This is a genomic window from Acinetobacter sp. GN11 (assembly GCF_054823985.1).
Map to the genome: position 1 here is coordinate 1 of NZ_JRVL01000011.1, position 20668 is coordinate 20668.

24 protein-coding genes and 1 tRNA gene are annotated in these 20668 nt (G+C 38.6%); 19 read left to right on the forward strand and 6 right to left on the reverse strand.

Annotated features, from left to right (window positions below; translation table 11 throughout):
- The first annotated feature begins 29 nt into the window (after positions 1–29).
- Positions 30–794: a COG4705 family protein gene (locus NL42_RS01335; RefSeq protein WP_461311483.1), complete on the forward strand. Its 765-nt coding sequence runs from the start codon at positions 30–32 to the stop codon at positions 792–794.
- 70 nt (positions 795–864) lie between these two features.
- Here NL42_RS01335 and NL42_RS01340 read toward each other — a convergent pair whose 3' ends face one another.
- Entirely contained in the window at positions 865–2082 is a 1218-nt protein-coding gene (locus NL42_RS01340; RefSeq protein WP_461311484.1) for an MFS transporter, read from the reverse strand.
- 110 nt (positions 2083–2192) lie between these two features.
- On the opposite strand from NL42_RS01340, the gene NL42_RS01345 reads away from it, so the two are divergent.
- The 6 genes from NL42_RS01345 to NL42_RS01370 all read left to right on the forward strand — a co-directional run bounded on the left by NL42_RS01345 (position 2193) and on the right by NL42_RS01370 (position 5308).
- Positions 2193–2639 carry a winged helix-turn-helix transcriptional regulator gene (locus NL42_RS01345; protein WP_461311485.1) on the forward strand — a complete coding sequence of 149 codons (447 nt, stop codon included), beginning with the start codon at positions 2193–2195 and terminating at the stop codon, positions 2637–2639.
- Positions 2640–2724: 85 nt separating this feature from the next.
- Positions 2725–3054 (forward strand): hypothetical protein, encoded by a 330-nt coding sequence (locus NL42_RS01350; RefSeq protein ID WP_005303733.1) that lies wholly within the window; start codon positions 2725–2727, stop codon positions 3052–3054.
- 244 nt (positions 3055–3298) lie between these two features.
- On the forward strand, positions 3299–3907 hold the full coding sequence (locus tag NL42_RS01355; RefSeq protein ID WP_461311486.1) for a hypothetical protein: 609 nt from the start codon (positions 3299–3301) through the stop codon (positions 3905–3907).
- 298 nt (positions 3908–4205) lie between these two features.
- Positions 4206–4598, forward strand: a complete 393-nt coding sequence (locus NL42_RS01360) for a lysozyme inhibitor LprI family protein (RefSeq protein WP_461311487.1) — start codon at positions 4206–4208, stop codon at positions 4596–4598.
- Positions 4599–4627: 29 nt separating this feature from the next.
- Positions 4628–5014: a hypothetical protein gene (locus NL42_RS01365; RefSeq protein ID WP_461311488.1), complete on the forward strand. Its 387-nt coding sequence runs from the start codon at positions 4628–4630 to the stop codon at positions 5012–5014.
- A gap of 57 nt (positions 5015–5071) precedes the next feature.
- Positions 5072–5308 carry a kynureninase gene (locus NL42_RS01370; RefSeq protein ID WP_461311489.1) on the forward strand — a complete coding sequence of 79 codons (237 nt, stop codon included), beginning with the start codon at positions 5072–5074 and terminating at the stop codon, positions 5306–5308.
- Positions 5309–5411: 103 nt separating this feature from the next.
- On the opposite strand, the gene NL42_RS01375 is transcribed toward NL42_RS01370, so the two are convergent.
- Both NL42_RS01375 and cysS read right to left on the reverse strand, forming a co-directional pair.
- Positions 5412–5487: transfer RNA gene (locus NL42_RS01375), tRNA-Gly, on the reverse strand.
- A 63-nt stretch (positions 5488–5550) separates the two neighbouring features.
- Positions 5551–6972 carry a cysteine--tRNA ligase gene (cysS, locus tag NL42_RS01380; RefSeq protein ID WP_461311490.1) on the reverse strand — a complete coding sequence of 474 codons (1422 nt, stop codon included), beginning with the start codon at positions 6970–6972 and terminating at the stop codon, positions 5551–5553.
- Between the two features lie 213 nt (positions 6973–7185).
- Here cysS and NL42_RS01385 point away from each other — a divergent pair, with 213 nt between their 5' ends.
- From NL42_RS01385 to NL42_RS01435, 11 genes are all read left to right on the forward strand, one after another.
- The gene (locus NL42_RS01385) at positions 7186–8163 is read left to right on the forward strand and encodes a KpsF/GutQ family sugar-phosphate isomerase (protein WP_252609183.1); all 978 of its coding nucleotides are present in this window, start codon (positions 7186–7188) and stop codon (positions 8161–8163) included.
- Positions 8164–8166: 3 nt separating this feature from the next.
- Positions 8167–8706: a KdsC family phosphatase gene (locus NL42_RS01390; RefSeq protein WP_004793423.1), complete on the forward strand. Its 540-nt coding sequence runs from the start codon at positions 8167–8169 to the stop codon at positions 8704–8706.
- Between the two features lie 37 nt (positions 8707–8743).
- Positions 8744–9292 (forward strand): LPS export ABC transporter periplasmic protein LptC, encoded by a 549-nt coding sequence (gene lptC / locus NL42_RS01395; RefSeq protein ID WP_013198419.1) that lies wholly within the window; start codon positions 8744–8746, stop codon positions 9290–9292.
- Positions 9276–9824, forward strand: a complete 549-nt coding sequence (gene lptA / locus NL42_RS01400) for a lipopolysaccharide transport periplasmic protein LptA (protein ID WP_016138702.1) — start codon at positions 9276–9278, stop codon at positions 9822–9824. Before lptC ends, lptA begins: the two co-directional genes overlap by 17 nt.
- Positions 9824–10570, forward strand: a complete 747-nt coding sequence (gene lptB / locus NL42_RS01405; RefSeq protein WP_003650837.1) for an LPS export ABC transporter ATP-binding protein — start codon at positions 9824–9826, stop codon at positions 10568–10570. The genes lptA and lptB overlap by 1 nt, the downstream gene beginning before the upstream one ends.
- Before the next feature lie 300 nt (positions 10571–10870).
- Positions 10871–12310, forward strand: a complete 1440-nt coding sequence (locus NL42_RS01410; protein WP_461311491.1) for a TolC family outer membrane protein — start codon at positions 10871–10873, stop codon at positions 12308–12310.
- Positions 12307–14445, forward strand: a complete 2139-nt coding sequence (locus NL42_RS01415) for a type I secretion system permease/ATPase (protein WP_016138700.1) — start codon at positions 12307–12309, stop codon at positions 14443–14445. Before NL42_RS01410 ends, NL42_RS01415 begins: the two co-directional genes overlap by 4 nt.
- Positions 14442–15638 carry an HlyD family efflux transporter periplasmic adaptor subunit gene (locus NL42_RS01420; protein ID WP_461311492.1) on the forward strand — a complete coding sequence of 399 codons (1197 nt, stop codon included), beginning with the start codon at positions 14442–14444 and terminating at the stop codon, positions 15636–15638. Before NL42_RS01415 ends, NL42_RS01420 begins: the two co-directional genes overlap by 4 nt.
- 92 nt (positions 15639–15730) lie before the next feature.
- The gene (locus NL42_RS01425; protein ID WP_461311493.1) at positions 15731–16330 is read left to right on the forward strand and encodes an IMPACT family protein; all 600 of its coding nucleotides are present in this window, start codon (positions 15731–15733) and stop codon (positions 16328–16330) included.
- Entirely contained in the window at positions 16323–16934 is a 612-nt protein-coding gene (locus NL42_RS01430; RefSeq protein WP_461311494.1) for a DapH/DapD/GlmU-related protein, read from the forward strand. Before NL42_RS01425 ends, NL42_RS01430 begins: the two co-directional genes overlap by 8 nt.
- A gap of 155 nt (positions 16935–17089) precedes the next feature.
- Positions 17090–17932 carry a universal stress protein gene (locus NL42_RS01435; protein ID WP_042897294.1) on the forward strand — a complete coding sequence of 281 codons (843 nt, stop codon included), beginning with the start codon at positions 17090–17092 and terminating at the stop codon, positions 17930–17932.
- A 116-nt stretch (positions 17933–18048) separates the two neighbouring features.
- On the opposite strand, the gene NL42_RS01440 is transcribed toward NL42_RS01435, so the two are convergent.
- Positions 18049–18717: an O-methyltransferase gene (locus NL42_RS01440; RefSeq protein ID WP_016138695.1), complete on the reverse strand. Its 669-nt coding sequence runs from the start codon at positions 18715–18717 to the stop codon at positions 18049–18051.
- A 211-nt stretch (positions 18718–18928) separates the two neighbouring features.
- Here NL42_RS01440 and NL42_RS01445 point away from each other — a divergent pair, with 211 nt between their 5' ends.
- A complete protein-coding gene (locus NL42_RS01445) occupies positions 18929–19351 on the forward strand; it encodes a GNAT family N-acetyltransferase (protein WP_461311495.1) in 423 nt (140 codons plus the stop codon).
- Positions 19352–19410: 59 nt separating this feature from the next.
- Here NL42_RS01445 and NL42_RS01450 read toward each other — a convergent pair whose 3' ends face one another.
- The gene (locus NL42_RS01450; protein ID WP_461311496.1) at positions 19411–20133 is read right to left on the reverse strand and encodes a peptidase M15; all 723 of its coding nucleotides are present in this window, start codon (positions 20131–20133) and stop codon (positions 19411–19413) included.
- A 131-nt stretch (positions 20134–20264) separates the two neighbouring features.
- Positions 20265–20588, reverse strand: coding sequence for a ferredoxin FdxA (fdxA, locus tag NL42_RS01455; RefSeq protein ID WP_003650851.1), 324 nt, complete (start codon positions 20586–20588; stop codon positions 20265–20267).
- Between the last annotated feature and the right edge of the window lie 80 nt (positions 20589–20668).

The following is a 20668-nucleotide window of genomic DNA, read 5'->3' on the forward strand; positions in this document are numbered from 1 at the left end:
AATAAATATGTATGTTGGGAGAACATACAATGATGAGTCATGAGAATTTATCTAAAACCTTGAGTAAGGTTCCAGAAGTCACCTTATTATTCTGGATCATTAAAATTGCAGCTACAACGCTAGGTGAAACTGCTGGAGATGCGTTATCTATGTCCCTAAATTTGGGATATATCATTAGTACGGCAATTTTTGCTGTGATCTTTGCAGTATTTGTCGGGCTACAAATTAAAGCTAAAAACTATAATTCATTTTTTTACTGGGCGACGATCATTGCCACTACGACGTTAGGTACGACAATTGCCGATTTCGTTGATCGAACCTTAGGTGTGGGCTATGCAGGAGGGAGCTTAATATTACTTATTTTATTAGGCCTATCTCTGTTTGTTTGGTATTTAAGTTGTGGCACAATTTCGGTAAAAAGTATCCAATCTGCAAAAAGTGAAGCCTTCTATTGGTTAACAATCATGTTTTCTCAAACATTAGGGACAGCTTTAGGAGATTGGACAGCTGATACTCAAGGATTGGGATATACCAGCGCTGCTTTAATTTTTGGCACTTTATTATTGGTATTAGCAATCTGCTATTTTTATACCAAAATTTCAAGAACCTTATTATTTTGGTTGGCCTTTGTTCTCACCAGACCTCTAGGTGCAGTATTGGGAGATTTCCTTGATAAACCTATCGCACATGGTGGATTAGAGTTAAGCAGATTTAGCGCGTCTTTTGTTTTATTAGCTTTTATTGTTGTCTGTTTAGTGATTTTTAAACCTAAAGCAGCTCAGTCTTCTCATTAAATTAACTCCTCATTAAAAACCACATGATTCTCTTGAGTGATGTGGTTTTTTTATTTGAGAGTAGGCATTTTTAAGAGACTTTACGGGTTATCCACCAAAATAATAAGGCCAGAAGGCTAACACCTGCACCGAGTGCACACACGCCAAACCATCCAGCATAGGCGTAAGTGGCTGTTGTACTGATTGCACCTAATCCACTACCGATTGCATAAAACAGCATGTATAGGCCGACAAGCCTGCTATGCGCTTCTGGACGAGTGCGAAAAATCATACTCTGGTTGGTCACATGTAGGGCTTGTCCGCTCAAGTCTAGCAATACGATGCCAATCACGAGTGCCCACAGTGAATAAGCCATGAGTGAGAGTGGTCCCCAAGCAAGCAGTAATATTACGAGTGCTACTAAGCTTGTACGCTGAGCATATCCGCGGTCGGCCCAATAACCCGCACGTGCGGCAGCCAGAGCACCCACGACTCCAACGAGTCCAAAAGACCCAATAATCGTATGGGAAAAACTGTAAGGCGGTTCACTCAACGGTAGTACCAATGTACTCCAGAAAATATTAAATGCCGCAAACATAAGTAAAGCTAACACACCGCGCACTTGTAGCACTTTTTCTTGGCGAAGCAGTTTCAACATAGAAGCCATAAGTTGCGAGTAGCGCATGGTAACGGGCTGAACCTTTAAATGAGGCAGACGTTTCCAAAGTGGTAATGCAATCATGAGCATGATGATGGCTGCACAAAAGTACACGCCACGCCATCCAGCTAAATCGCTAATTCCCCCTGAAAATACTCGGGCAAGCAATAAACCAATGAACACACCACTTTGTGCAGTACCAACCACATGTCCTTGCTCATGTGGGAGAGCAGCACTCGCAGCATAAGCAATAAGCCCTTGAGTCATGGCTGTGCCGAGTAAACCCACAGCAAGCATGCCTGCTAAAAGAACAATTGTAGAGTGAGCAAAGGCAACCACGAGTAATGTCGAGATCAAAGCTAGTAATTGGATAGCCATTAATCGGCGCCGATTTACAAGATCACCCAACGGTACTAAAAACACGAGGGCAAGGGCACAACCTATTTGAGTGGCTGTAACCACACTACCAATGGCAGCATGACTAACGTTAAAGTCATGGGCCAATATGTCGAGTAAAGGCTGTGCATAATAGACATTTGCTACGCTTGCACCACTTGCTATAGCAAACAGCAATATTAAGCCATGAGGCATGCTTGAAAGCGGGTTATCGCTTTCTGTGGGTGAGGTTGAAGATGCAAGAGAAGCTTTCATGGTCTAAATCCATTTAATCTAGTTTTAAAATGAAACTAGTTGAATGTTAAGCCTGCTAGTTTTAAAATGCAACTAGATAACTTATTACTGATGATTGGTAAGGAAACTCGATGAAGAACTCTACATTGTTAAAAGATGAGCCTTGTCCTGTTGCACGTTGCGTCAATCTCATTGGAGACCGTTGGTCGCTGCTCATTGTGCGTGATGCTTTTGATGGAATGCGCCGTTTTGGAGATTTCCAACGGAGCTTAGGTGTTGCGCGAAATATTCTTTCTGATCGACTAAAAAAATTAGTAGATGCTGGTGTTCTTGAAATGCAAGATGCTTCCGATGGCACGGCTTATCAAGAATACGTATTGACCGCTAAAGGGGAGAGTTTATTCCCAGTCGTTGTAGCTTTACGACAATGGGGAGAGCAAAACCTATTTGAAAGTGGTGAGCGCCATTCTCTGTTAATTGATAAAAATACAGGTCAGCAAATTCCATTTATGGCACCAGTCGCGGCAGATGGAACAGTGCTGAAAGCTTCTAATACCCAAGTGCAAAAGGTGAAATAAAATAAGAGAAAACAAAAATAACCGTTTTTAACTTAAATTTAAGCAGATTAGTTGGTACCCTTGCGCGTCAAATTAAGGTGAGATTATGAGATTTATATTCCTCTTTATCAGCGCAATTTCAATTCAATGTTATGCAGCATCGGAAGCTATGGAACTTCATTACTGTGAAACTGTGAAGAAAGCAGCGAGTGGGGTGATGGATGCAAGACAACATGAAGTGCCAGCTCAAGAGTTACACGACATAGCCAATCATCTTGAAGAGCAACAAGCCAAACAACTTTATCAAGAGCTTATCAAATCTGCATATTCTTCAAAGCTATTTGAAGACCCTCTCATTAAGTCAAAAGCTGTCGAAAACTTTCAAACCACTTGGCATGAACAATGTTTGGCAAAAGAATTAGCTAAAAATATTTGAGAGTTAGTTAGAAAGAGCTAACTAACTGATACTAAAAACCACCTAATTTTTTAAGCTAGATGTTTTTTATTTTAGAGTGGGAAATGAGATCGGAATCATGATTATAACCTTGGCAAGGTTGTAATAAATTATAAATAACAAAAGGTTATGATTTTATAGTGCCGAAGTGGTATCGAATAATTTTTTACAATTAAATTGAGCTACAATAGCGTCAATTGAGAATAATCTTTTTCCTAAGCCCTTTATGAAAAACTTAACAAATTTATTAGCCATTTCGCTATTTTCTTTTTTTGGTTGTTTATCGATTTCTATAATTATAAAGCATTATTTTAATATAGATGGAGATTATCTTTCTGCTTTTTCTACTATTGTAGCAGCCATAGTTGCTTTTCATCTTTTTACAGATTGGAAAGTGGAGCATAAAATTAAGTTGATGGAGCAGTATCAGAACAATCTTAAAGTTAAATCATCAGATTTATTAATGACATCTTATAAAGCATCAGAACAACTTTCATTAATAGTTGGGTCAAAAGTTGAAGATGGTTACCACCATTTTCATAATGCAATTCGGGAGACTCAGGCCTTTCAAGTTATAGTTAAAAATATTCATCAGGAAATTAGTGGATATATTTTATTGCTATCACATTTGGAAAAAACGAATTTAGTGCAAAAAAATATTGAAGATTGTGAATTCTTTTCTGAAAAACTAAGAGTGATAGATAGAGAAGTTTTGAATAAATTGTATGAAAATAAAAATGGTATAGATATAAATTCGATTACTACCGAGGATTATTATTACTGGAACAAAGTATTGCGTGAATTTGACTATTTGGTTACGTATCAAATACAATAATTTTATATTAATTATCTGAATTCATTGAAATACAGGTGCAATGAGCGCCTTTCTAATTTCTACGTCTCAATTGCCTTGCAGCTTTTTCAGCATTCATATTTTCTAAAATTGGCATCACATCATTTGGATCATAAAGGTGTTTGCCATCTCTACCTTTATTGAATGATCCACAATGGTTTTACGAGATAAATTAAATCTTTCCATTAGCCAAGCTGCTGTAACTGGAATGGCTGCTATAGCTAAATAACTAAAACGTCTTTTAATAATAAAAGTTATTTTATGTAATAATGAAAATGTAATGATTAAAATAGTTGGAAATGGGAAAGGTATAATACAAATGAATAAATTAATGCTTGCTTTATTGGTATTATTTTGTGGGGTTGCTCATGCGGAGTGCAAGACTGCTAATGTATATTCTGATATAGAGTGTTATGAGAAACAGTTAAAGACTGATAAAGCTAATATGAATAAAATTTACAATAAATTAGCTTCAAACTTGGATAGTGAAGGGAAGGCCAGTTTGGAAAATTCCCAAAAAGCTTGGCTTGATTATCGCACAAAACAATGTTCTGGATTAATGGGGTATTATGGATCTCAAGCAATGGGGGCTGGTTCACATTTAATTATTTTAAGTTGTGAAGCCGATAAAACAAAAGAACGCCTTAATGAGCTTAAAAGTTTGGATCTTTAAAGTAGCTTCAAAAAATAGGAATTAACTCTGTGAATAAAATCTTAATAATGTTAACTATGTTTATTTCAGTTCAAACTTTTGCTCATGAAAACCCAGATAGAATGGGGCAATGCTTTGTGGTTGATGGAAATAATCTTACTAAACCTTGTATTATTTCTTCTGGTGGTGGTACTGGAGGATTGTATACAGCTTTAAGAATTGGCAAGCAAAACTTTTTAATTGAAGAATCTACTATGGATTCAGATAGTGATGAACGTCCAGTATTCATGGGTAAAGATGATGATCATATGGTGGATGCAGTTAATTATTATCGGGATGGTACAACCAAAAAATTGATTAAAAATTATAAAGATGATTCATGGTCATGTTATAGCCAAATTAAAGGCAAGCTAGACGCTTGTTACCGAATTCGTTAATTTTTTCTGACTTTAAAACTATTTTGGTATTTCTTAAAAACTTGAGTAAGAGGGCTTATGAATAAAATTTTAGTATTATCCCTTTTTATATTTTTAGCAGGTTGTAGCGATAAAGATCCAAACAGTAAGCCTATATATGGCAAGGATTATGGATTGCCTGCTAATTGTAGGGCTTATATTCAAGTTGCTATAAATCAGTGGAAAAAAGGAACATACGATACTGAAACTACAATGGATGCTATTGAGCGAAATTGTGGTGAAAATGGGGAGCTTTGGAACTACAAGCCCAAATAAAGCACCCTAAGATACTTTAGAGCTAATTTACTGTTACTTGTTTTGTAATTGAGAAGCAATAAAAAACCACCTAATTCTTTCGAATTAAGTGGTTTTTAAATTTTGGAGCGGGAAACGAGACTCGAACTCGCGACCCCAACCTTGGCAAGGTTATGCTCTACCAACTGAGCTATTCCCGCAATGTGAGCACATTATAGAGTGTTTCACTAAAGTGTCAACACTCTTGTGATTTAATTGAACATTTAATCAGCACGACGCCAAACTGTACCTTGACGCGTATCTTCTAATACAACACCTTGGTCGAGTAAAGACTGACGAATACCATCTGCTTTAGCAAAGTCTTTTGCTTTTTTCGCATCAACACGTTGTTGAATAAAATCTTCAATTTCAGCATCAGACAAAGTAAGCGCTTCTTGTCCAATATCTGATTTTAAGAAATCATCTACATTGTGTTGTACCAAACCTAAAATGTTGGTGAGGTGACGTAATGTCGAATAAAGAACAGTCGCTTGGTCAGCTTGCTCTTCTTTTACAGCACGGTTTAACTCTTTGTTCAGTTCAAACAATACAGCCATTGCTTCGGCTGTGTTGAAGTCATCACACATCGCATTGTTAAAGCGTTCAATAAAGTTTTGATCAAGTGTCTCAGTTGTCTTTTGACCATACGTTTGTTGGTAAGCTTTAAATGAATGATAGAAGCGAGTTAAAGAAGTTTTTGCTTCTTTCAATGCAACATCAGAGAAGTTCACAGGACTACGATAATGTGAAGACACAATAAAGTAGCGAATCACTTCAGGGTGAAATTTCTCCATAACGTCACGAATAGTAAAGAAGTTGCCTAAAGACTTAGACATCTTTTCACCATCAACGTTAATGAAGCCAACATGCATCCAGTAGTTTACATATTGTTCACCAGTTGATGCTTCACTTTGCGCAATTTCATTTTCATGGTGTGGGAACATTAAATCTGAACCACCACCATGAATGTCAAAGTGATTGCCTAGGCAGCAAGTCGACATTGCAGAACATTCAATGTGCCAACCCGGACGCCCATTGCCCCAAGGAGATGCCCAAGATGGTTCGTTTTCTTTGGCATGTTTCCAAAGTACAAAGTCAAACGGGTGTTTCTTTTCAACTTCTACGTCAACACGCTCACTTGCGCCAGCTTGCATGTCATCAAGCTTACGGCCAGAGAGGCGACCATATTTCTCAAATTTGGTAACTTCAAAATATACATCACCGTTTGCAGCAGGGTAAGCAGAGCCTTTATTGACCAGATTGCCAATCATGTTTTGCATCTGATCGATATATTCAGTCGCTTTAGGTGCTTCATCAGGTGCAGCACAGCCTAAGTTAGCTGCATCTTCATTCATTGCATCAATGAAACGAGTAGTGAGCTGCTGAATGGTTTCACCATTTTCATTCGCGCGTTTAATAATTTTGTCGTCAATGTCGGTAATGTTGCGAATATAGCGAACATTCCAGCCTTGACTACGTAAGAAACGAATAATGTAGTCAAATGCAACCATAACTCGAGCATGCCCGATATGACAGTAATCGTAAACGGTCATACCGCAGACGTACATATCGATGTGACCTTCTTTGCGAGGTACAAATTCAACTTTTTTTCGTTGCTCAGAGTTATATAAAACAAACGGTTGCATAAGGGTTTTCAAACACTCAACAAAAACAGTGTTACATCATAACTGATGCATCATTTTTCACAAAGGTTTATGCAAGAATTTTATAAGCTTGTGAAATCTTATACATTTAAAAACGTGTAGATGATTGAGTTATGTTAGAATGCCCCCAAATCTTTTGATTAAAATCACCGATCTTTACAAGAGATCAGATCAATTATTTTGAGTCAAACTCGTATGCCCAATCCTACAGATTTTCAAAGCAGCGCATTAGCAACCTTGCGTATTGAGCAGCAAGCCCTAGATGTGTTAGCAACACAAATTAATGACAGTTTTAATCAGGCTTGTGAAATATTGTTACAGTGTAAAGGCCGTGTTGTGATTACTGGCATGGGTAAGTCAGGGCATATTGGCCGTAAAATGGCTGCGACTTTTGCTTCAACTGGTACACCATCTTTCTTTATGCATCCGGGCGAAGCTGGGCATGGCGATTTGGGAATGCTGGTTCGTGGTGACGTTTTAATTGCGATTTCCAACTCTGGAAAAAGTGATGAAATCATGATGTTGATGCCACTCATCAAACATCTTGGTGTACCTCTTATTACCATTAGCCGTACTGATAAAGGGCCAATGCCTCAAAATGCCGACATCGCTTTAACTTTAGGTGAGTCTGATGAAGCATGCCCACTAGGATTAGCTCCGACATCGAGCACAACAGCGACCTTAGTGTTGGGTGATGCACTGGCTGTTGCTTTACTTGAAGCGCGTGGTTTTACTGCAGATGATTTTGCTCGTTCGCATCCTGCTGGAGCATTGGGTAAGCGCTTACTTTTACATGTAAAACACCTGATGCATACAGGCGATGAATTACCAAAAGTTTCACCAGATACGCCAATGAATCAAGTGCTTTACGAAATTTCTAATAAACGTTTAGGCTTGACGACCATTGTTGATGAACAAGAACATTTGCTGGGCATTTTCACCGATGGTGACTTGCGTCGTTTAATTGATAAACAGCAAGGTTTTGATGTGAATTTACCTGTTTCTGAAGTAATGACAAAAAAACCGTCAACTATTTCTCAAGAAGCACGTGCGGTAGAAGCTCTACAACAGCTTAACCTGAAAAAAATTAGTCAATTTGTTGTGGTGGATGACCAAAATAAAGTGATTGGTGTAATTAGTATGCATGACCTTATTCACGCAGGGGTAAATTAATCAATGGCATCTTATGCATTGTTAGAACAAGCACGTCACTTACAGGCATTGGTTCTGGATGTCGATGGTATTTTGAGTGATGGTTTTGTAACTTTAACCAATAGTGGCGATGAGATTAAATCATTCGATATTCGTGATGGTTTAGGCATGAAACTTGTGCAGCAAGCTGGCATGAAAGTCATCATTATTACAGGTCGAAAAAGTAATATTGTTGAAAAGCGTATGTCTGATTTAGGCGTAGACCTCGTTTTTCAAGGTCGTGAAGACAAAGGTTCTGCGTTACGTGAAGCTTGTGCACAGTTTAATATTTTGCCTTCCGATTGCTTGTATATGGGCGATGACTGGCCTGATTTATCTGCTTTTGCAATCGCAGGAATGAGTGTGACTGTGCCAAATGGTCATGAAGAAGTGCGTCGTCGTGCGCATTTGGTTACCCAGTCAATGGGCGGACGTGGTGCTGTACGTGAAGTCTGTGATATGTTGCTGATCGCAAAAGGCATTTACCAAGAACTTCTTGAAAAATATCTTGCAGTCCCGCATTAATAATAAGATTACTTAAAAAGGTAGGCTATTCCTGCTCATGGATACCAGAGTTTTATCTATTGTTGCTGTAGTTATTGCTGCTATAAGTGGTGGTTATTACTACTATAGTGGCAAAGCAAAAAAACTAGACATTGGTTCTGCGAAGAATATGACATATTCGGCGCAGGGCGTCCATTTGACTCAAACTGATGATCAAGGCAATTTGTATATTCGTGCTGAAGTTCGTCAGCTTGAACAGGATATGCAACAAAAAACATCAAAGTTGGATCAACTTAATGCCTCTATGTATAAAGATGGCAAGGTTGATGCGACGTTCTTTGCGAAACAAGCAAATGGCTATGATGATAATCGTAAAGTTATATTATCGGGTGATGTGGTCGCAACTAAACTTGCTCCACAAGGGAAGATTGAATTCAAAACCGATGAGTTAACTGGTTATCCAAAAACCAGAGAGATTGAAACGGATCATCAAGTGATTGTACAGTCTCCACAAGCCGACTTTGTCAGCAAAGGATTAAAAGCCAATTTGAATAACGGTCAGTACGAATTTTTTAATATTCGAGGAAAGTATGCACCAAAGTCTTAATTTAAAACGTTCTTCAGCTTTCCTAAAACAAGCTGCGATCATTACATTCGTTGCTTTATCATCAGCTTCGACTTTTGCGTTGCCGTCTGACCGTAGTCAACAAATTTCACTCGTGGCAGACCGTGCAACTTATAACGAAAAAACTGGTTTGACGACATACACCGGCAATGTCGTGATTGAGCAAGGCACGATGAAGCTTCAAGCTGATTCTATTGTTGCTACGCTAAACTCTAAGCGTGAAATCCAAACCATTACGGCTAAGGGTAGACCGGCTAAGTTTCAGCAACAAATAAGTTCTGATAAAGGCGTGGCACGTGGTGAAGGACAAACCATTGTTTATAATGCAGATTCAGGCATTATTACATTGAATGGGGGTGCATATTTATATCAAGATGGTTCTAGTATTCGTGGTAACTCATTGAAATATAGTATGAACAAAGGTGATGTTGAAGCTCAAGGCTCATCGTCAAATCGTGTGCAAATTATTATTCCACCATCAAGTTCAAAAACCTTTCCAGGAGCGCGTGACTAATGCAACAAGCTCTTCAACAACCCCAAACTTTGTGTATTAAGCACTTAGGAAAAAACTATAGTAAGCGTTGGGTCGTCAAAGACGTATCTTTTAGTATGCAAAGTGGACAGATTGTTGGTTTACTTGGCCCTAACGGTGCAGGAAAAACAACAAGCTTCTATATGGTTGTAGGGCTAGTGCGTATGGACAAAGGTGAAATTCACCTTGATGATCTTGATATGTCCGATTTGGCAATGCATGAACGGGCACGTAAGGGTATTGGATATCTTCCGCAAGAGGCTTCTATTTTTAGAAAGCTGACCATTGCTGAAAATATTATGTCCATTTTAGAAACACGCAAAGACTTGAATAAGCAACAACGCCAGCAACGTCTGACTGAATTATTAAATGACTTTAAAATTAGTCATATTAAAGATTCATTAGGAATGAGTGTGTCTGGTGGTGAACGCCGCCGTGCTGAAATTGCACGTGCATTGGCTGCTGACCCTAAATTTATGTTGCTTGATGAACCATTTGCCGGCGTTGACCCAATCTCGGTTGGAGATATTAAAGATATTATCCAGACTTTGAAAGATCGTGGTATCGGTGTACTCATTACTGACCATAACGTACGTGAAACTTTGGCAATTTGTGAACGTGCATATATTGTGAGTGAAGGAGCTGTAATTGCAGAAGGCACACCACAAGAAATTCTGGATAACGAGCAAGTTCGTAAAGTCTACTTAGGTGACGATTTTACAGTTTAAATAACAAAGTTAATCTATTTGTCTAAAAAGAGGTCAATGCCTCTTTTTGGTTTTTTTATATTTAGTTTTTAAAAACAATGATTTAGATTGTTCAATTAATAGAACTATAATGTGTGAATTATTCCTGCAATTATGCTTCTTTATGCAAAAAAATATGTAGAATGTAAAAGCTTTTAAACGATAACAAACAAGATCAACAAGACAAGCATGATTGGATATAACCAGAGAAGAGTAACAAGGACATGTAAAAAGCCGGCTTTCCTGAAAGGGTTGATGCTTTTAACTTCATTGCATGTACCTATGGTGATATATGCTGCTAAACCAAGTGAGCAATATCACACTTTAAAAGACAACTTATCACAACTTTTTGCCCCAAAAAGTAGTGATGAATTTAAAGTTGCCAAGATGCAAGAGCTGAGTAATTTTAAGTTAGATCAATCTAGAGTTAAGGAGTTTCCGACTGTTCAACTCAATGATAGATCGGCTGGATCTTATTCAAATTTGCCATCAAGGCAAATGACTTTGCAGGAAGCGGTGAAAATCGCAATCCAGCGCAACCCTGATATTTCTCAAGCCATTTCTACTTTAGCTGGCCAAAACGCAGGTATTGATTATGCCAAAGCTGGTTATTATCCACAGCTTTCAGGCGGTATCACTACAGGTGACTTGAGTAGTGGTGAGCGTGGTAGGCAATTGTTGACCTTAAATGCGACTCAGATGCTCTATGATTTTGGTAAAGTTAAATCAGGTGTAGATGTTGAGCAAGCCAAGGTTCAGGTTGAACAGGCCAATGTGCTTGTCAGCATTGATGATATTGCACTTGATGTTGCGCAGTCGATTGTCAACATTCAGCGCTATCTTCAATTAAATAAAATTGCCGAACAGCAAATTGCGGGTATCCAGCGTATTCAGGAAATTGCCAATTTACGTGCAAATGCTGGTATTAGCAGTCAGGCTGACCCGATTCAAGCTCAGTCTTATTTACAAGCTGCCCAGTCTGGTTTGATTGCACAGCAATCATTATTACGTCAGTACCAACAACATTTAAGAACATTATTGGGTGCAGATGTCTCGCGAACAGGTTGGATTATTTCAGATGATTTGGTGAAACAGTCTGATTTATATGGCGAACCTGAGTTTAATACCATTCCAAAAATGATTGCAGCTCAAGCCAGTGTTGAAGTGGCTAAAGCCCAAAAGGAACAGACGCGTTTAACACGTTATCCAACGTTATCGGTTAAAGGTTCCTTAAGTCAGGCCATTAATGGCAGAAACCCAAACAATGATAAAGATGACGGTCTATATAGTTCAGTCATGCTTGAAGCAAGTAGTCAGTTTTATCAAGGTGGGGCCGTTTCTTCTCAGGTAAAAATGGCAAGCTATGCAGAAGAAGCTGCAAAGTCTAAAGTCAATTCAGTTTATATGGATGTTCTGGATCAGATAAGAACGAGCCGTGAGCAAATTGAAAATAAACAACGTCAAATGTTGGTTTTAGCAAATCGCCAAGCCACTACAGTTCGTACACGTGAACTTTACCAAGAGCAGTACAAACTCGGTACACGTTCATTGGTTGATTTATTGAATGCAGAACAGGCCATTCATAGTGCTAATTCAGAACTTGAGTCGGCACGTTATGATATCTACAACAGTATTGTTCAGTACATTTCGGCAACAGGACGTTCCCGCCAAGCTTATGACTTAAATAATATTTCAATTCAGGGGTTCGAAGTACAACCATGATGACAAAAATAAACTACCAGCCCTGGTTACAGTCGGTCTTAACGATTGCTAAACATTATCGAATTGAGCCTTCAGAAGAAAGAATCCGTTTACAGCTTGACTGGAATCAGAATCAAAACCTTGATGATGTTTTACAGCTCATTACACGTCAGGTTGGACTGAATTTACGTAAAGTACCGTTTTCCTTAGACGTGCTGAACCCGTGGCGCCTACCTGTTATGGTCGAGTTTAACGACGGGCAGGTCGGTGTTATTGATAAAGCAGATACACAAGGGAATGTCAGTATTCAGTTAAGTGGAGACCATGGTCTTTCCCAAAATTTAAGCTTAGATGTCTTAAAAAATACGATTAAGAATGTCTATATCTTGCGTCCTGAAAGTTCTATTCCCGATGCACGTATTGACGAATATATCAAACCGTATGAAGCAAGTTGGTTCTGGTCAATTGTTCTAAGAGACTGGAAGCGCTACGTTGATATTATGTTTGCCTCACTCATTGCCAATATTTTGGCATTGGCGACTATTATTTTCTCAATGCAAGTCTATGACCGCGTTGTTCCATCACAGTCTGTTCCAACCTTATGGGTATTGGCAGGCGGTGTACTCATTGCAGCGCTTTTCGAATTTACCTTACGTATATCACGGGTATATTTATCCGATATTATTGGAAAACGTGCGGACTTACGTGTTTCTGACCGTGTATTTGGTCATGCATTAAGAATCAAAAATAAAGACCGTTCAAAGTCTACAGGTAGTTTTATTTCCCAGATTCGTGAGCTCGAAGGTGTTCGTGAACTGGTGACTTCAACCACCATTAGTGCAATTGCTGATTTTCCATTCTTTTTCTTGTTCCTCACGATCTTTGCGATTATTGGCGGGAAGTTGTTCTGGGTGATGTTGCTGGTTGTACCACTTATGATTTTGCCGGGTGTTCTGGTGCAGAAGAAGCTAGCGCAACTCGCACAAGAGGGTATGAGAGAATCTTCAATCCGTAATGCAATTCTTGTTGAAGCAGTGCAGGGCATTGAAGACATCAAGCTATTACGTGCTGAATCGCGTTTCCAAAACCAGTGGAACCACATGAATGAGGTTTCAGCCGATATTGCGATGAGACAGCGTAAAATCGTTGGTACCTTAATGGCATGGACTCAAATGCTTCAAGGTTTGACCTATGCGATTGTGGTTTTGGTGGGATGTTTTGCCGTAATGGATGGTGAAATGACGACAGGTGCATTAGTTGCCTGTTCAATTTTATCTTCACGAATGTTAGGGCCAATTGCACAAATTACAGGTGTTCTAGGACGTTTACAGCAAGCAAAAGTTGCAAAACAAAGCCTAGATGAACTCATGCAACGTCCGATTGATCAGGCTGACCGTTCACATCTGGTACACAAAGCTGCTTTAAATGGCGATTACGAGTTAAAAAATGTCTTGTTCCAATATGGCGAAGAAGACCCGAAACCAAGTTTGGCAATCCGTCATTTAAAAATTCGTGCTGGTGAAAAAATTGCAATTTTGGGGCGTAATGGTGCAGGTAAGTCAACACTGCTTCAGCTGTTGTCAGGCATGCAAGTTCCAACTCAAGGTGCTGTGCATTTAGATGGTCTGGATCTATCTTTAATTGACCCATCTGATGTACGTCGTGATATGGGTTTACTCAACCAGAATGCGCATATTTTCTACGGTACGATTCGTGAGAACCTTACTTTGGGTGCACCGCTTGCAACGGATGAAGATATTCTTCGGGCTTTAGTGGTGACAGGTGCATTACCTTTTGTTCAAGAGAAAAAAGAAGGACTAGATCACCTGATTTTAGAAGGTGGTGTTGGTTTCTCTGGTGGTCAGAAACAAGCATTGTTATTGGCCCGTTTATTGATTCGTCAACCTAATATTTTATTGCTAGATGAACCAACTGCATCCATTGATGATGTGGCAGAGAAACAACTGATTGATCATTTAAAAGGATGGCTGGCACATCGGACCTTGGTCGTTGCGACCCACCGCCGAGCTGTTTTAGAACTGGTGGACCGTATTATTGTCGTGAACGATGGCAAAATCGTAATGGATGGTCCAAGAGATCAGGTCCTTAATCAATCAACAGCCCAACAAAAACAAGTGCAAGGGGGTAATTCATGAGCGAACCACAACAAGAACAAGAACTCACCCGTTCAATGAATGTCTCTTATACCGAACCACCATTACCACGTGCCAGCTTAGTGATCTGGATTGTGGGAATTGGTTTAGTTATTTTCTTTATCTGGGCATGGGTATTTAAACTTGAAGAAGTTTCTACCGGTACGGGTAAAGTGATTCCATCATCTAAAGAACAGGTCATCCAGTCTTTGGAAGGTGGTATTTTAACCAAGCTAAATGTACAAGAAGGTGACATTGTTCAAAAGGGCGAAATTCTTGCGCAATTAGATCCAACTCGTTTTGCATCTAATGTCGGTGAATCACGATCTTTACTTACTTCTGCTCAAGCAACAGCAGCGCGTTTGCGTGCGGAAGTAAATGGTACACCATTGGTTTTTCCAGAAATTGTAATGAAACAACCAAAACTTGTACAAGAAGAAACAGCACTATATCGCTCACGTCGGGCTGATCTTGAGCAAACACTTTCGGGTTTAAAACAGGCTTTGCAACTGGTACAACAAGAACTGGCAATGACAGAGCCGTTGGTTGCTAAAGGTGCGGCAAGTGAAGTTGAAGTTTTACGTTTACGTCGTGAAGCAAACGACCTTAGAAACAAAATGAATGATGCGCAAAACCAGTATTATGTTAAGGCTCGTGAAGAGTTGTCGAAAGCCAATACGGATAGTGAAACGCAACAACAAATTGTACTGGGTCGTAGTGATAGTTTAGATCGTGCAGTGTTTAAAGCACCTGTACGTGGTGTTGTAAAAGAAATTGCAGTCACAACCCATGGTGGTGTTATTCCCCAAAACGGTAAATTGATGACGATTGTACCGATTGATGAGCAGCTGCTTATTGAAGCGCGTATTTTGCCGCGTGACATTGCATTTATTCGTCCGGGGCAAGAAGCACTGGTTAAGATTACTGCCTATGACTACTCAATTTATGGTGGTTTAAAAGGTAAGGTTACAGTTATTTCACCAGATACAATTCGTGATGAAGTGAAACAAGACCAATTCTATTATCGTGTTTATATCCGCACTGATTCCGATAAACTTTATAATAAAGATGGTAAAGCATTCGGAATTACACCAGGTATGGTGGCAACAGTAGATATTCGTACTGGTCAAAAAACTGTACTCGATTACTTACTTAAACCATTTAATAAAGCCAAAGAAGCGTTACGAGAAAGATAATAAAAAAAGCCCCGAGATTCGGGGCTTTTTTATGGGTTTGATTCTATTAAATTCACGTTATAATTTGATTTTTATTATGCTTTATTTAATTCATGGCTTTTACCATTGCATTACCCGTTACGTTTGAAGAAGAAATTAAAAAAAGTAGATTTCAGGCTATTGCTGTACCCGTAGAAAATGAACAGCAAGTTAAAGAATTTTTAGAACAAAACAAAGATATCTCTACAACTCACCAATGCTGGGCATGGAAAATTGGCCATAACGTTCGCTTTAACGATGATGGTGAGCCGTCGGGAACAGCAGGACGTCCAATCTTGGCAACCATTGAAGGGAATGACCTGACGAATATTATTGTGATGGTTAACCGCTGGTATGGTGGAATAAAACTTGGAACAGGCGGCCTTGTACGAGCTTATGGTGGCTGCGCTGGGCAATGTTTGCTTTTGGCTGACCGTATTGAACTGATCGCAAAGAAGACGATTCATTTTTCCTGCCATTTTAATGAGTGGGCCATATTTCAATATGAGCTGACTCAGCAACAAATTGAATATCAGGAAGCCTATACTGCAACAGGTGTAGATATCGAAGCAAGACTACAAATACATCAAATTGAACCACTTGCCTTAAAACTCAGAGACGTAACGCGTGGTCGTGAAGAGTTAAAAATTGAAGAGGAATTAACGGATGACTGATTCCTTACTGAAATATCGTGAGCAACATAAGCACCGCTTAAACTACATGCCATGGTTATATTGGACTTTAAAACCTAAACATCGTGCTTGGGCTGAAGAATGGCAAAAAGAATATCAAGCTTATTTGATGGACATGGAAACCGTTGAGATTGGTGAAAACTGTTTTATTTCACCCTTAGCTCATATTTTTGCTGAGCCGGGACGCAAAATTATTATTGGTAATAATTGTTTTGTTGCCGCAGATTGCAGTTTGCATGGACCCCTTGAAATTGGTAATGAAGTCGCGATAAATCATCATTGTATTTTAGATGGGGGACGAACCGGCATAAAGTTGCATGATCAGGTTCGTATTGCTGCGTATTGCCACTTATATGCGTTTGATCATGGTATGCAATTAGATCGTCCACTTTACCAGCAACCTGTCACTTCTAAAGGAATTGAAATTGAACAGGACGTTTGGTTAGGTGCACATGTGGGTATTAAAGATGGTATTAAAATCGGTAAACATGCTGTAGTCGGCATGAATAGTATGGTGACCAAAGATGTGGAACCGTACCATATTGTCGGTGGTAACCCTGCAAAATTTATTCGCTTAAGAGAATAATGCAGTCTCAAGAATGTAATAAAATGTTTGATCTTTAAACAAAAAAGTTGATTTTTATACATAAACCTTAACATACCAATTTTTATCTATGTTAAGTTAAAGCTAAGTTTTAAGAATAATCTCCAAGGCAATAGACCTGAAGAAGAGAGGCTAACATGAACCGTGTTATTGCGTGTATTGACTCATCACCGTGTATTAATGCTATTGCCGATGCAGCAGCATGGGTTGCTAAAGCAACCGGACGAGAACTTGTATTATTACAAATTCTAGACTATTACCCAGCCAGTTATCATCTTGGTGAAATTAGTGGGGTAATTGGCTTTGAAAGCAATGCAATGCTGCTAAAAGAGTTAGCTGAGCTGGAACAAAAACAAAGTGAACTCGCTTTAGACTATAGCAATAATTTACTCCGTCATATTTCTGATCTTATTAAAGAAAAACACGATATTACGTGTTCAAAAATTCAAGAAAAAGGTGATTTTTTAGAGCAAAGTTTTAATCTCTTGCATGAAAATGACATTGTAATTTTAGGTCGAGTCGGTGAAAGAGCGGCCGAAAAACATAAACCAATTGGTAGCAATGTTGAAAACTTTATTCGTGGAGCCAACTGTACTGTTTTGACCATTGGTGAAAACTTTAAAATACCAACCCGTTTTATCTTCGCCTATGAATATTCACCAACTTGCCAAAAAATGATGCGCCGTATTGCGCAAAGTGATTTATTGCGAACACTGCAATGTCATTTGGTCTATGTAGGGGATCATCCAGAAATTTTAAATGAACCTGAGCATTACCTTAAACAAGCAGGTATCGATGTTGTGACCGTATATCGCTATGGTGATGTTGCACAAAATATTTTAGAGTACCAACAAGAACATGGTATTCAAATTATTGTGCTAGGGGCATTTAGTCATAGCAAGATCCATCAATTCTTCTTGGGAAGTATTGCAACAACCATATTCCGAAACGCGACTGTGCCATTGCTTGTAGCTAAATAATAAGATTTCCATATAGTTATCCGCAAAACTTGTGGATAACTATATGGAAAAGCAACATTAATAAAAGTAATTTATTGATTATAAATAAAAAAATAAAAAAGACGATTTTTTGACCGTTATTTCACAATTGCAATTGCGAAGCCATCATGACCTTTTGAACCAACAGTTTGTAATGCTGTACAAGACAATATTTGTGGGTGATTTTCGAGGGCTTTAAACATTTCACGGATGCCTTCAATACTTGGTTTTTTATTATCTGGATTTAAAATATCACCTGCGCGAATTACATTATCAAGCACAATAATCGTACCCGATCTAGAGAATTTGAGGCTCAATTCTAAATATTCCGGATAACCCTGTTTATCAGCATCAATGAAAATAAAATCAAAAGGCTCCATAGATTGAGGATCAATCGCGGAAAGGATATCTGCGGCACGGCCAGCTTTAAGCTCAACTTTTACAGGAAGATTAGCATGGTCGATATTTTTTTGTGCCATTTCTGCATGAGTATCACGGCCTTCAATTGTGAGTAAATAACCATCTTCAGGTAACGCACGGCCTAACCAGATGGTACTGTATGCAGCAAAGGTTCCGATTTCTAAAACTCGTTTGCATTTATTCATTTGAATAAGCATCTGCAAGAACATACCTTGGTTAGGGGCTACTGCAAGATGATTCGAAAAGCCGTGTTCGTCGGTATTTTTTAATGCATATTCGAGTCGCGGGTCTTCGGGAATTAAATGTGAATCGATATATTCGTCAATGTCTGTCCACATCTGCTGCATAATCAAATTTACCTATATGTTGTTAGGGAGTATTTTAAACGTTTATGCCTAGAGTGCAAAAATCTTCGATTGAAGAAATGTTGGTTGATTGGGAAATGAGCAAATTACTGTTTATAAGCCACTAATCCAAATTAAAAAATAAATATGAAAAGGCTCATTTCTTGCTTATTTTTTATCACTGTTTAGTTAGAAATGTATAGATGAGATGGATATGAGGTTTGGTGCTTTCACAAGTGTAGATTTTGAAGAGGGTATGGAGGTTTATTGTTCAGCTTTTAGTAATGAGCCATGGAATGAGCAGTTTGATGATTTAGAACCAATTAGAAAATATTTTGAGAGTTATTTTCAATATTCATGTTCTTTTGGCTTTTGCGCAAAATGGGAAAACCAATTAATTGGTGTTGGAATGGGACATATTCATCCAACTATACAAGGTGTTCGTTATTATCTAGATGATTTTTTTATTCATCCCCAATTTCAGGGAAAAGGAGTTGGTTCTAAGCTTTTAAATTATATAGAAGCAAAATGTAGAGAAAATAATATAGAAACTATTGTTTTGCACACCTTGAGAGAATCTATTTCAGAAGATTTTTATAAAAAGCATGGCTTTCCCGTTCAAAACTTATCTCTTTAGCGAAACGCTTGTAATGGGCTTAAATAAAAACTCCTTTCAGTTGAAAGGAGTTTTTTTAATTAGAAATTACACATCGAACTGCCTCGAGTTAAATCAGGCCCCCAAGTACGATAGCCTTGAGTATCGATATGAATTTGTCCAGAGCTATATAAACCAACACCTAAGTTTAAGCTTTGACCATGCTGAGCCCAGAATTGACAGAGTTTAAACTTTGTATTTTCAATAAAAGCATAGTCTTCTGGCTGTGGAACTTCTGGTCCAATACGGAAATCAATTGCGGAGTTAAATAAATGTTTAGAAGAGCTTGCCCCACCAGCACACTGGTTTAAAGGTAAATCTCGGTAAACCGAGGTTACTTCAAAGTCGGTTAGAACTTTTGCTGCAACTAAATATTTAAATACGCGTAGGGTTGATAAAGAGTTATTCCATAGCTCACGGTTTGGTACCGCATATTCTGAACTGCCACATTTTTGCCAATCACGAGCTGATCTTAATAATTCAAAACTTGGTACGATTCCTATCACATCATTACGTGCTAGAAATTTTTCATATTCACGTACTCGTTCATAGTGATCGCCTGTATTTAACCAAGCGCGATAGGAAGCAGGCTCAATTTTAGGGCGAATCGGGCGCTCGATAATAACGCGCTCTTGTGGAATAAAGATTCGTTTACCACTTGGAGAGGTTTTGCCTGTTGTTGTGTGTTGGGGAGAGCTGACACAACCTACCATAACCGCTGGGATTATGCATAAGGGCACCAGACTCTGCAAAAACTTCCGCATAAGAAAAATTAAGCACTTATAAATATTGCGGCTATTTTAATGCAAAACAGTGCACAAATTACGAGGAATTTGCAATGAAATGTTTGAATAGGGTATAAAAAAAGATCAGCGGTTGCTGATCTTTTTTGAAATTACTTTTCAAGATATTGTAATTTATCAGGTTTGCCGTTCCATTCTTCACGGTCAGCTGGTTGATCACCAATTTGAGTAATGTTAGGCCATTTTTGAGAAAGGTCAGCATTTAATTCAATAAACACTTCTTGACCTTCTGGTAACTCATCTTCAGAGAAAATTGCATTTGCCGGGCACTCTGGTTCACATAATGCACAGTCAATACATTCATCCGGATTAATCACTAGGAAATTCGGACCTTCGTAGAAACAGTCGACAGGACAAACTTCTACGCAATCTTGGTATTTACATTTAATACAATTTTCAGTGACAACAAAGGTCATGGCGACAGCTACCTAAAAAATATGGTTTCATTTCGAATAGCTTATTTTAGGCAAAAAAGGGGTAAACAAACAATTGCTTT